Here is an 11,312-nt window from a genome sequence, read left to right as displayed (position 1 = left end):
GACGCCGGCAAATTGCGCACCTTGATCCGCAACACCAAAAAAGAGCAGGAACAAAACAAACCGCCGAAAAACTTCCGCGCGCTGTTCCAAGAAATTAAAGCAGTGATGGAGGCCGGTCAATCCGACGCTTCAGAAGAAGGGCAGGATTGGGAGGAATAAACCTCAAGGCCGTCTGAAAACGGATTGCGGTTTTCAGACGGCCTGTATCGTAATACCGAAGGAGGATGACCATGAAATTTCGCCACTCTGCAACCGCCTTGCTGATTAGTGCGCTGACCCTCAATGGATGTACTACCGATCTTTGGGAAAGAAATAGCCCGTTCCAGCAAACCACAACCGAAAAAACCGTTGCCAAAGACAATATTCACGCATTTGGCGTGGTTGCCAAAGACAATACGCAATTGGAAACAGGCAGCCTGGTCATGATGGGCAAAAAATATTGGTTTGTTGTTAATCCTAGAGATTCGGCCAAGTTGAAGGCGGTCTTAGATGTTAAATTGGACAAACAGTTTCAAATGGTTCAGCAAAACCCAAGCTATGCGTATAAGGCTTTGCCGGTCGAATTGAAATCCCCTGAAGCGCAAACTTTCCGCTCAAAATTCTGCCTGCGTTACGATACTCAAAAAGCCGCCGATATTGCCAAGTTGAAACAGCTGGCTTTCAAGCCGGTCGAACTCGATGGTAAAACTGTCTACACACGGTGTATTTCTACTGAAGGTCATTATTACGCAACGCCGAAAAATGTTGCCGAAGACCGCCATTTTGACACTGCCGTTCCAGTCAGAATTTATTATATGGAAACCAAAACAAGCACTGATGTTTGGAAGTTGACGGGGAATATCCTGAAAACGCCATTGGCGCTGGCTTTGGATGCAGTCGGCGTAGTGATAGCAGGCTCCTATGCCGTGATCGGTGAAATTGTCGATGATTCACGCAAATAATATCCAAGGCCGTCTGAAAACGGATTGCAGGTTTCAGACGGCCTGGCCCTTAAAATAAACGCTTCAAAAATATTAATTTCTCTCTATTTAATCCCACACACCATGTCCGTCAAAATCCAAACACGTTCCATTAATCCGACTGTTTTTAACGACTTGCTCACTGCCGGTACCGATCCTTTGATTGCGCGGCTGTGTGCTGCGCGTGATGTGCAAAGTCCGGCTGAGTTGGACGACAAGCTTGCAGCTCTTTTGCCGTATCAAACGCTGACAAACTGCGAAGCCGCCGCCGGACGTTTGGCGGATGCGATTGAGCGTCAGGAAAAAATTCTGATTGTCGCCGACTACGATGCCGACGGTGCGACGGCGTGTTCCGTCGGTATGAGCGGTTTGGCGGCGATGGGGGCGAAAGTGGATTTCCTTGTACCCAACCGCTTTGAACACGGCTACGGCTTAACGCCCGAGCTGGCTGAAATCGCTGCCGAGCAAGGCGTGGATTTGCTGATTACGGTCGATAACGGTATCGCCAGCATTGCAGGCGTGGCGCGTGCGCAGGAGTTGGGTTTGGACGTGATTGTGACCGACCACCATCTACCTGCCGAGACCGTGCCCGACTGCATCATCGTCAATCCGAATCAAAAAGGCTGCGGTTTCCAAAGTAAAAGCTTGGCGGGCGTGGGCGTGATTTTTTATGTATTGATGGCTTTGCGTGCCGAACTGCGCCGCCGCAATTATTTTTCAGATGGCATGAAAGAGCCGAATCTAGGCGACCTTTTGGATTTGGTCGCACTCGGTACCGTTGCCGACGTCGTCACTCTAGACCACAACAACCGTATCCTCGTGTCGCAAGGTTTGAAACGGATGCGTTTGGGCAAAATGCGCCCCGGTATCCGCGCCTTGTTTGAAGTGGCGCGACGAGATTGGCGCAAGGCTCAGCCGTTTGATATGGGCTTTGCGTTGGGGCCGCGCATCAATGCGGCCGGACGGCTGGACGATATGTCGGTCGGCATTGCCTGTCTATTGGCGCGAGATGATGCCGAGGCGCAGGAACTGGCGGCGCAGTTAAACAACCTCAATATCGAGCGCCGTGAAATCGAGCAGTCTATGCTGCAAGACGCGCTGAATGCTTTTCCTGAAACCCTGCCTTCAGGTCAGACGACGTTGGTGGCTTATCGCGATGACTTCCATCAAGGCGTGGTCGGCATCGTTGCCAGCCGCCTCAAAGACCGTTTTTATCGTCCGACCATCGTGTTTGCGCCTGCCGACAACGGCGAAGTGCGCGGTTCGGGACGTTCCATTCCCAATCTGCACCTGCGCGATGCTTTGGACTTGGTGTCCAAACTCCATCCCGATTTGATTTTGAAATTCGGCGGACACGCGATGGCGGCGGGTTTGAGCATACTTGAACACAATATTCCCGCGTTTCAGACGGCCTTTGAAGAAGCCGTGCGCGAGATGGTGTGCGAAGACGATTTGTCGCAAACCTTCATCACCGACGGCAGTCTGCCTGCACGCGACATTACGCTGGAACAGGCGCAAAACCTTGCTAAACACGTTTGGGGACAGGGCTTCGCGCCGCCGAGTTTTACCGATGAATTTCATGTTGTCCGCCAGCAACCTTTGGGCGCGGAAGGTAAACACAAAAAAGTCTGGCTGCAAAAAGACGGCTACGAATTTGAAGCCATGTTTTGGCGTTGCAGCGAAGACATTCCCGAATACATCCGCACGGTGTACCGTCCCGTTGCCAACGAATGGCGGAACAATCTCGAATTGCAGCTTTATATCGACTACTGGGAAGCCGCGTAAACAAAGGCCGTCTGAATAATGAAGAAACAAAAACCTTGGCTCGGCTTTTCATTGGCGCTGCTTGCCACCATGACTTGGGGCTCGCTGCCAGTTATCGCCCAACAGGCATTAAAAGCCGTCGATGTGCCCACGCTGGTATGGATACGCTTTTTAGTGGCTTCGCTGGTGTTGTTTGTGCTGTTGGGACTGACCGGCAAGCTGCCGAGGCCGTCTGAATTTTCCAAGCAAACCTTGTTTTTATTGGTGTTGGGCATTATCGGCATTTCCGCCAACTTCGTTCTCGTCGCCCTGGGTTTGCACTATATTTCGCCGACAACCACGCAAGTGTTGTGGCAACTTTCGCCCTTTACCATGATTTTGGTCGGCGTAGGCGTGTTTAAAGAAGCCTTTACGCACTGGCAAAAAATCGGCTTGATGCTTTTGCTGACGGGTTTGGTCATGTTTTTCAACGACAAATTCGGCGAACTTTTCAGCTTGGGCAGCTACGCGGTCGGCGTGATGATGGCGGCTTCGGGCAGCATGATTTGGGTGTGTTACGGTGTGGCGCAAAAACTTCTGTCCAAACATTTCAATTCGCAACAAATCCTGCTCATGATTTATTTTTGCAGCAGCTTTGTTTTCCTGCCGTTTGCCGAACCGTCTCAAATCGCCCATATCGGCAATCCGTTTTTATGGGGCTGCTTTATCTATTGTTGCCTGAACACGCTGATCGGCTATGGTTCATTCGGCGAAGCACTCAACCATTGGGACGCTTCAAAAGTCAGTATCGTCACCACGCTGATTCCCGTATTCACCATGATATTTTCCACCATAGGCCATCATCTCGCCCCCGATTATTTTGCCGCTTCAGATATGAATATCGTCAGCTATGTGGGTGCCATGGTGGTTGTGGCCGGAGCCTTGCTGGCTGTGGCCGGAGAGAAAGTAATGGGGCTTTTTTTGAGAAAGATATAAAGCATTTATTGCGAAACAGAATAAAACAAGGCCGTCTGAAACAGGTTTCAGACGGCCTCATGTGGAACGGTCAGCCGAAAGACCGTCCTCCCAATTCCCTTTCCGCAGGATTCTGCTGCACAGAAATTTCCCTCGCTGCCGTTTGTTGCCGTTCCTGTTCCATTCTTTCCTGCACTTTGGCATTGAAAGCATCAACAACTTCGCGGTTCTCCGCCAAAACCTGTTCGGCGAAAGAGCCATCCTTATCGTTGAGTAAGCCTTGAACCAAGGTATGGAATTTATCTGCTTGGGATAGCGATTTTTCACGGGTCGGAGCGGTAACGTCCTCGATGTGTTTGTCTCTGCGGCGGGCATCGGCGGGATGTTTGACACCGTAAGCCGTATTCATACGGAAGTTTTTTAAATCTTCCATATCCAGTTTGCCTTCGACTTTGACCTGTCGTCCTCCCGGCAGCCTTACTCCGTTATCTTCTTTACTCTGGCTGAGGAACTCCACCAAAGCTTCGTTTACTTTTTTGCCATATTGGTTGCGTATATCAGCGATAAAAACTTGAGCCTGTATATTAGATTGTAGGAATTTCTTGTTTTCAGGAGTTTGAACGTTCGAGATAATTTCATTTACTTTATCGGTTTTTTTGTTCAGAACTTTAACATAATCCCGATTGATTAATGAAATACCCGCTTCGGAAGCCAAAGCCTGATTCAATTTCGGTTTCAGATTTTGATACACCTGTTTGTCTTCGGCAGACATTTTATTGAACGGCTTGTATAGATGGATTTGCATCTGCTTTATTTCATTATCAGAAATAAAACGGTTGCCTTTTGAGTCTGTTGCCTCTCGCGCAATCCGTTCCAATAATTGCTGTCCTTTGTCATTGCTGCCTATGTCGTATTGGATAGGGCCGAAACTTGGACCGCTGGCAGCCTTCTCCGCATTCGATATTTTGTACGCGCCGTGCCCGCCCGACAATTCGTTTACCATCATGGCTTGATGGATATAGTATTTCAAACCGTCTTCCGGTTTCAGATGGTCTCCGCCTGTAAAACGACTCATATCAGTCTCCTATAAAAATTAAAAACGTTCCAATGCTTTCAAGTGATATTGTGTTTGTTGAACGTCACACAGATAGAGGATTTTATCTGAAGGAGTTTTCAAATCGGTTGTGATTGTCGGGTCGGAACAAAGTTCCTCCTTATAAGCCTTCCATTTTGAACGGACATTTATAAAATATTGTTTGGACAGCCCATGTAGCTTTGAATCTTTGGAAGCGGCACGTCGAAATAAATCTTTGTACTTCATATCCAGTTTGTTTTCAAGTTTCAGCAGAGTAATTTCTAAACAATCTTCATCCATTTGGTCAACAGGTTCGGGACAAAGATTCTTTTCCTGTTTCGGTTTAACGGCATTTGCAGCTTTATCAGACGACCCTGCTGCACCGACACAGGCAGCGGATGCCATCACGGCTAGCAGTGGCAGAATGTAACGGATTTTGTGTTTCGACATATCAGTCTCCTAAAAAAATCAAAAACGCTCCAATGCCTTCAAATGAAGTTTCGTCTGCTCAATGGCGCAAAGAGAATAAATCCTGTCTGAAGGTGTTTTCAAATCGGTCGTTACCGTTGGGTCGTCGCAAAGTTCTTCTTTGTAAGCCTCCCATTTCGAGCGGACGCTTGCAAAATACTGTTTGGACAATCCGTGCAATTTTGGGTCTTTGGCTGCTGCACGTCGGAACAATTCTTCATACTTTTTCTTCAGCTTGTCCTCGAATTCCCCTAAAGTAATACTCAAGCAATCATCACTCATCAGATTGACAGGCTCCGGACAAATAGCCCTGTTCTGTTGCTTTGCATCTTTTTTGTTAGTTTTTTCAGACGACCCCGCCGCACCGACACAGGCGGCGGATGTCATTATTGCCAGCAACGGCAGAATGTAACGGATTTTGTGTTTCGACATATCAGTCTCCTAAAAAATCAAAAACGCTCCAATGACTTCAAATGATGTTGTGTTTGTTCAATATAACACATATAAAAAACTCTGTCCGCCGGTGATTTTAAATCAGTCGTTACCGTCGGATCATCACAGAGTTCGTCCCGATAAGCCTCCCATTTTGAGCGGACGCTTGTGAAATACTGTTTGGATAAACCGTGCAGTTTTTTGTCTTTGGTGGCAGCCCGCCTAAATAAATCTTTATATTTTGTGTTCAATTTGCCTTCGAACTCCCTTGATGTCAGCCTCAAACAATCATCGTCCATTTCTTTTACAGGTTCGGGACAAAGATTATTTTCCTTCTGCGGTTTAAGCGCATTTGTGGCTTTTTCAGACGACCCTGTCGCACCGACACAGGCGGCGGATGCCATCACGGCCAGCAGCGGCAGAATGTAACGTGTTTTATGTTTTGACATAATTTATCTCCTAAAAAAGTTATTGTGTGATTGATAGGGCCGTCTGAAAACTTTTCAGACGGCCCTATCATGTTCAAACCGCTATCATACGAACATTCAATTAATAGAAGCCTTCGCGTTCTTCACGGGTGCTGATGTAGATGTTTTTCACTTGGGTGTAGGCGGCGAGCATCATTTTGTGGGTTTCGCGGCCGATGCCTGAAGTTTTGTAGCCGCCGAACGGTGCGCCTGCGGGCAGGCGGTTGTAGCAGTTCACCCAAACGCGGCCGGTTTCCAGCGCATTGGAAACACGCAGGCAGCGGTTGATGTCGGTACTCCACACTGCGCCGCCCAAGCCGTATTCGCTGTCGTTGGCCATTTTGATGACTTCTTCTTCGGTTTTGAATTTAATCACGGTGGCAACCGGGCCGAAGATTTCTTCTTGGGAAACACGGGCTTCGTTGCTGGCCTCAATCAAAGTAGGCTCGACAAATTCGCCTTTGCCCAATGCGCCTTCGATTTTTTTACCGCCGGTAATGATGCGGCAGCCTTCCTGTTCGCCGATTTTGACGTATTTCAAAATAGTCTCGAGTTGTCCGGCATTGACTTGCGAACCCATTTGGGTATCGTCTTCCCAAGGCAGGCCGACTTTGATTTTTTTGAATTCTTCCGCCAATGCATTGACGAATTTGTCGTAAATGCCTTCTTGTACAAAAATGCGCGAACCGGCGCAGCACACTTGGCCTTGGTTGAACAAAATACCTTTTTGCGCGCCTTCGAGGGCTTTGTCGAAAGGCATATCGTCGAAGAAGATGTTGGCAGATTTGCCGCCCAATTCCAAAGTGGACGGAATCAGCAATTCGGCGGCGGCGATGCCGACGCGGCGGCCGACTTCGGTCGAGCCGGTAAAGGCCAGTTTGTTGAAGCCTTTGTGGTGCAGCATGTATTCGCCTGATTTGGAACCGCGGCCGGTAATCACGTTCAACACGCCTTTAGGCAGCAAGTGGTTGATTTTTTGAGCGAGGGACAACAGGCTCAATGAAGTGCTGGAAGAAGGGTGGATGACGATGGTACAACCTGCGGCCAATGCCGGAGCGATTTTCCATGCGGCCATCAAGAATGGGAAGTTCCAAGGAATGATTTGGCCGACAACGCCGATCGGTTCGCGCAAAACGATGGACAGGTCTTCGGCGTCAAGCTGGGTCGCAGTGCCTTCTTCGCCGCGGATCACGCTGGCGAAATAGCGGAAATGGTCGGAAGCCAAAGGCACGTCGGCGGCGCGGGTTTCGCGGATCGGTTTGCCGTTGTCCAAGGTTTCTTGCAGGGCAAACAATTCGGCGTTTTCGTCAATTACATCGGCGATTTTGTTCAAAATGGCCGCGCGTTCGGCAGTTGTGGTTTTACGCCATGTTTTGAATGCTTCTTGCGCAGCGGCTACGGTAGCATCGACATCGGCATCGGTTGCGTCTGTGAACTTGGCCAACTCATCGCCATTGGCAGGGTTGTAAGAGGATAAAAGTTTGCCTTCGCTACCTTTCGTCCATTCGCCGTTGATTAAAAGGCCGTATTCTTTATCAAACACATTTAAATCTTTTGCCATAATGCTGTCTCCTTAATGAATGGGAAGGCGTGTTTCTGCGCCATGAAAACAGCTTATTCTTTTTTCTTTTTAAGTTCAAGTACTAAAAATGAGAATATTCTTAAAATTTACATTTGCAATGTTATTTCATGTAGCAGGCCGTCTGAAAAATAAAGGATTTGATTGAAATGAAAGCATATTTGTTAATATATTTAAAGATTTATACGGCTTAAGTAGAATTTGTTATGGTATAACATTATAACTATTTGTTTTTAAAAAGATTATGGGTTGACGACTTCGGGTATGGGGAGTATTCTCATTTATAGCTAAACAGTTTTTCAACACCCTAGGAGACTCTCTTATGAAAATGCATGCTGTGGTAGTAAATAAAGATGTAGCAGGTGATGTAGAAGTTGTTGAACGCGAACTACGTCCGCTGGAATACGGCGAGGCGTTGGTAGAAGTCGAGTATTGCGGCGTGTGCCACACCGACTTGCACGTTGCAGCAGGCGATTACGGCGACAAACCGGGTCGCGTGTTGGGACATGAAGGTATCGGTTTGGTTAAAGAAGTTGCCGACGGTGTGAAAAATCTGAAAGTTGGTGACCGTGTCAGCATCGCATGGCTGTTCCAAAGCTGCGGTTCTTGCGAATACTGCAATACCGGCCGCGAAACCTTGTGCCGCTCCGTATTGAACGCAGGTTATACTGCCGACGGCGGTATGGCGACCCACTGTATCGTGAGTGCCGATTACGCGGTCAAAGTCCCTGAAGGCTTGGATCCTGCGCAAGCTTCGAGCATTACTTGTGCCGGTGTGACTACTTATAAAGCCATTAAAGTTTCCGGCGTTCGTCCTGGCCAATGGATTGCGATTTACGGCGCAGGCGGTTTGGGCAACTTGGCAGTTCAATACGCGAAAAAAGTGTTTGGCGCGCACGTTGTTGCCATTGACGTCAACGATGACAAACTGGCTTTTGCTAAAGAAACCGGTGCGGATTTGGTGATCAATGCTGCCAAAGAAGATGCGGCTCAAGTCATCCAAGAGAAAACCGGCGGCGCACACGCAGCCGTTGTAACAGCCGTATCTGCAGCAGCCTTCAATTCAGGCGTTAATTGCGTCCGTGCCGGCGGCCGTGTTGTTGCAGTCGGCTTGCCACCTGAGTCTATGGATTTGTCTATCCCACGTTTGGTATTGGACGGCATCGAAGTGGTCGGCTCTCTGGTTGGTACCCGCAAAGATTTGGAAGAAGCATTCCAATTCGGCGCAGAAGGCTTGGTTGTGCCTAAAGTCGAGTTGCGTGCTTTGGATGAAGCGCCTACTATCTTCCAAGAAATGCGCGAAGGTAAAATTACCGGTCGTATGGTGATTGATATGAACAAAGAGTGCAGCTGCATTCATCACTAATCAAATGATTCCGTGACCAAAAGGCCGTCTGAAAAATTTCAGACGGCCTTTTTTATTGGATTGGATAACTTAAAGCGCAAAACCGCTTTCAAATACGCGGATTTCTCCGCTGACAGGATCGGTAAACTCTATTCTTTTGGCCAGAAGTTTTAAAGGCTTTTCATAGTCTTCATCATCGGCTGCTAATGGGGTAGGGTAAAGCGCATCGTTCATCAGCGGCATATTCAAACTCATCATATGCACGCGGAGCTGGTGTTTCTTTCCTGTATGCGGCGTGAGGCGGTAGAGGCTGAATGCGCCGCGGTTTTCGATAAGTTCGATGGTCGTGTGAGCGTTGGGTTCGCCTTCCGTTTCACGTGTGAGGAAGAATTTTTCGCCTCGTTCCATTCGGGATGAAATATGCAGCGGATAGTTCAAATCCGTCCGCGTCGGCGCCACCGCTTCATAGGTTTTTCGGACGGTTTTTTCTTGGAACATGGTCTGATAATCGCGACGCGTGGCAGGGTTGAGCGAAAGCAGCATAACGCCTGCCGTATCTTTGTCCAAGCGATGAATCGGCGTAATGTCTTCAACATTCAAATGCTGTAATTCCGGCCGCAGACGCAGGCGCGTGAGCAAGGTTTCCCGCAAAAACCTGCCGCTGGGGATGACGGACAGAAAATGCGGTTTGTCCACCACAATCAAATGCTCGTCAATATGCAAAATCTTTTCTTCAAACGGAATACGCGGCTCGCTCTCACGGCTGGTTTCACGGTAATAAAACATCGTCTTGCCGGGCTCGAACAAGGTATTCTCATCAAACGGTACGCCATCCGCGCCCACCACAAAACCGCTGTTCAGCCGCCGCCGCCAGTTTTCTTCGCCGACAAAGGGAAAATGAGTGCATAAAAAATGCAGCAGAGGCAAGCCGTAAAACTGCTTTTTATGCGGTAAAACCAAGTAGCTGGGTTTGACACCGTCTAAAAGGGGGAGGGGGTTGGGACGTTTTTTCATGCGGCGGATTGTACTCGGTTTTTAGGATTTTTTCAGACGGCCTTGTTTATATGGAAAATAAACTTCTAATAACGGATATGTAGTGATGCAGGTTTTGTGCTTAAATAGATTCTTCAACCGACCAAAGAAACTGGTTTCTTTGGAACTTGCTTTTGTGGCATAAATTACAGAAATGATAAAGAAGCAATATTTGAGAAAAGGAGAATATTATGCAGAGAAAAATTGGCATAATCATCATGTTATCCGCGTTTTCCGTATCCGCTATGGCGGGAGGGGAAGTTCGGCTTGGCAAGAGTAAGGCATACGATAATGAGTATGAACTTGTGGTAGAGCATGAAGTCAATGAAGAAGGTTCACAATTAAATCAAGACGAGTATGCCGCACATCCAATACGCAACGATAGCGGCGTCATGCAGTCAGGGAAAGTGGCTTCAGGCAGACAAGCTGTTTCCCAATACGGAAAACCTAATTTGCCGCCTGTCCGCTTAAATCCGCACCCTTCACGACCTTGATTGCAAAATAAAAGGGCTGCTCCATTTGTTTGGGCAGCCCTTTTATTTTGTCGGCTCACTCACATTTTTGTTTGCGCAAAACGAGTTTGTAATCGGTTTTAATGCTGGTTTGATCGCCAATCATCTTAAAATCGTCTATCAAACAACGGTTTTCCGTACATTTCAACGTGAAATCTGCACCGACCCTATGACCGTCAAATTGTTTAAATGTTGCCCGGACGGTATGGGGAGAAGTGACAGTGACTTGCAAGGTTTTATGGAAGTTATCAGGATGATCCTGACCAAAGCCCAAGTAGTAATGTATCGGCATATCACATCCCATCTCCATATCGGGTTGCTTACGGATATTTGTGTCGAATTTATTGAATTGTCGGATGATTTTTTGTAGTTCCGGTGTGGTAACACGATTGTGTTCAGAGCCTAAATCCACTTTAGACAGATAAACTTTTTTGACTAAATCTATTTTGGCTTGATTATTCGTGGCGTTATTTGCAGCCATCGCTTGGTAGGGTAAGCTGGTGGTTAACAAGCCGATAACAAAAAGAGAGCGTAATGTTTTCATGATGTGCATAGGGATGGGATGAAAAGAATCCAAGTATAACGGCATTGAATCTATATTGAATATGTTTCTAAGAAATTTAAGTTGAAAAGCAGGGGAAGTGTTGGAATCATTGAATATGATTCTGTAATCTACTTTACAGGCCGTCTGAATGCGAAAACCGATTTCAGACGGCCTTTTGATT

13 protein-coding genes are annotated in these 11,312 nt (G+C 47.7%); 6 read left to right on the top strand and 7 right to left on the bottom strand.

The genetic code is table 11. The features are described from left to right. The 4 genes from ACTHSP_RS03900 to ACTHSP_RS03885 form a co-directional block, all read left to right on the top strand. Positions 1-159, top strand: a 159-nt coding sequence (locus ACTHSP_RS03900) for a dual-action ribosomal maturation protein DarP (protein ID WP_440345663.1), incomplete at its 5' end; no start/stop codon positions are given. Between the two features lie 71 nt (positions 160-230). Further along, positions 231-941, top strand: a complete 711-nt coding sequence (locus ACTHSP_RS03895) for a hypothetical protein (RefSeq protein ID WP_314512055.1) — start codon at positions 231-233, stop codon at positions 939-941. Positions 942-1,043: 102 nt separating this feature from the next. Next, positions 1,044-2,744 carry a single-stranded-DNA-specific exonuclease RecJ gene (gene recJ / locus ACTHSP_RS03890; protein ID WP_314512057.1) on the top strand — a complete coding sequence of 567 codons (1,701 nt, stop codon included), beginning with the start codon at positions 1,044-1,046 and terminating at the stop codon, positions 2,742-2,744. 18 nt (positions 2,745-2,762) lie between these two features. After that, entirely contained in the window at positions 2,763-3,698 is a 936-nt protein-coding gene (locus ACTHSP_RS03885; protein ID WP_314512059.1) for a DMT family transporter, read from the top strand. Between the two features lie 70 nt (positions 3,699-3,768). On the opposite strand, the gene ACTHSP_RS03880 is transcribed toward ACTHSP_RS03885, so the two are convergent. The 5 genes from ACTHSP_RS03880 to ACTHSP_RS03860 form a co-directional block, all read right to left on the bottom strand. Beyond that, entirely contained in the window at positions 3,769-4,752 is a 984-nt protein-coding gene (locus tag ACTHSP_RS03880) for a hypothetical protein (RefSeq protein WP_314512060.1), read from the bottom strand. Between the two features lie 18 nt (positions 4,753-4,770). Beyond that, on the bottom strand, positions 4,771-5,202 hold the full coding sequence (locus ACTHSP_RS03875) for a hypothetical protein (RefSeq protein ID WP_314512062.1): 432 nt from the start codon (positions 5,200-5,202) through the stop codon (positions 4,771-4,773). 18 nt (positions 5,203-5,220) lie between these two features. Continuing rightward, positions 5,221-5,652, bottom strand: coding sequence for a hypothetical protein (locus ACTHSP_RS03870; protein ID WP_314512063.1), 432 nt, complete (start codon positions 5,650-5,652; stop codon positions 5,221-5,223). Between the two features lie 17 nt (positions 5,653-5,669). After that, on the bottom strand, positions 5,670-6,101 hold the full coding sequence (locus ACTHSP_RS03865; RefSeq protein ID WP_314512065.1) for a lysozyme inhibitor LprI family protein: 432 nt from the start codon (positions 6,099-6,101) through the stop codon (positions 5,670-5,672). 100 nt (positions 6,102-6,201) lie between these two features. Continuing rightward, positions 6,202-7,680, bottom strand: coding sequence for an aldehyde dehydrogenase family protein (locus ACTHSP_RS03860; RefSeq protein WP_070645090.1), 1,479 nt, complete (start codon positions 7,678-7,680; stop codon positions 6,202-6,204). A 340-nt stretch (positions 7,681-8,020) separates the two neighbouring features. Here ACTHSP_RS03860 and adhP point away from each other — a divergent pair, with 340 nt between their 5' ends. Beyond that, entirely contained in the window at positions 8,021-9,064 is a 1,044-nt protein-coding gene (adhP, locus tag ACTHSP_RS03855; RefSeq protein ID WP_083309539.1) for an alcohol dehydrogenase AdhP, read from the top strand. A 69-nt stretch (positions 9,065-9,133) separates the two neighbouring features. Here adhP and ACTHSP_RS03850 read toward each other — a convergent pair whose 3' ends face one another. Continuing rightward, positions 9,134-10,057 carry an RluA family pseudouridine synthase gene (locus ACTHSP_RS03850; RefSeq protein ID WP_063067925.1) on the bottom strand — a complete coding sequence of 308 codons (924 nt, stop codon included), beginning with the start codon at positions 10,055-10,057 and terminating at the stop codon, positions 9,134-9,136. Positions 10,058-10,266: 209 nt separating this feature from the next. On the opposite strand from ACTHSP_RS03850, the gene ACTHSP_RS03845 reads away from it, so the two are divergent. After that, positions 10,267-10,569 carry a hypothetical protein gene (locus ACTHSP_RS03845; RefSeq protein WP_063067924.1) on the top strand — a complete coding sequence of 101 codons (303 nt, stop codon included), beginning with the start codon at positions 10,267-10,269 and terminating at the stop codon, positions 10,567-10,569. A gap of 55 nt (positions 10,570-10,624) precedes the next feature. Here the strand turns inward: ACTHSP_RS03845 and ACTHSP_RS03840 are convergent, their stop codons facing one another. Next, on the bottom strand, positions 10,625-11,131 hold the full coding sequence (locus ACTHSP_RS03840; protein WP_232444969.1) for a hypothetical protein: 507 nt from the start codon (positions 11,129-11,131) through the stop codon (positions 10,625-10,627). Positions 11,132-11,312 lie beyond the last annotated feature (181 nt).

The sequence above is a fragment of the Neisseria sp. P0001.S005 genome (assembly GCF_051963715.1).
This window is presented reverse-complemented; position numbering and strand designations above follow the sequence as displayed.

Excerpts from the sequence above, each read along its gene's own strand:
- ACTHSP_RS03895 (WP_314512055.1), top strand. The coding sequence starts at position 231 with ATGAAATTTCGCCACTCTGCAACCGCCTTGCTGATTAGTGCGCTGACC.
- ACTHSP_RS03840 (WP_232444969.1), bottom strand. The coding sequence starts at position 11,131 with ATGAAAACATTACGCTCTCTTTTTGTTATCGGCTTGTTAACCACCAGC.
- adhP (WP_083309539.1), top strand. The coding sequence starts at position 8,021 with ATGAAAATGCATGCTGTGGTAGTAAATAAAGATGTAGCAGGTGATGTA.
- ACTHSP_RS03880 (WP_314512060.1), bottom strand. The coding sequence starts at position 4,752 with ATGAGTCGTTTTACAGGCGGAGACCATCTGAAACCGGAAGACGGTTTG.
- ACTHSP_RS03875 (WP_314512062.1), bottom strand. The coding sequence starts at position 5,202 with ATGTCGAAACACAAAATCCGTTACATTCTGCCACTGCTAGCCGTGATG.
- recJ (WP_314512057.1), top strand. The coding sequence starts at position 1,044 with ATGTCCGTCAAAATCCAAACACGTTCCATTAATCCGACTGTTTTTAAC.
- ACTHSP_RS03860 (WP_070645090.1), bottom strand. The coding sequence starts at position 7,680 with ATGGCAAAAGATTTAAATGTGTTTGATAAAGAATACGGCCTTTTAATC.
- ACTHSP_RS03885 (WP_314512059.1), top strand. The coding sequence starts at position 2,763 with ATGAAGAAACAAAAACCTTGGCTCGGCTTTTCATTGGCGCTGCTTGCC.
- ACTHSP_RS03870 (WP_314512063.1), bottom strand. The coding sequence starts at position 5,652 with ATGTCGAAACACAAAATCCGTTACATTCTGCCGTTGCTGGCAATAATG.
- ACTHSP_RS03865 (WP_314512065.1), bottom strand. The coding sequence starts at position 6,101 with ATGTCAAAACATAAAACACGTTACATTCTGCCGCTGCTGGCCGTGATG.
- ACTHSP_RS03845 (WP_063067924.1), top strand. The coding sequence starts at position 10,267 with ATGCAGAGAAAAATTGGCATAATCATCATGTTATCCGCGTTTTCCGTA.
- ACTHSP_RS03850 (WP_063067925.1), bottom strand. The coding sequence starts at position 10,057 with ATGAAAAAACGTCCCAACCCCCTCCCCCTTTTAGACGGTGTCAAACCC.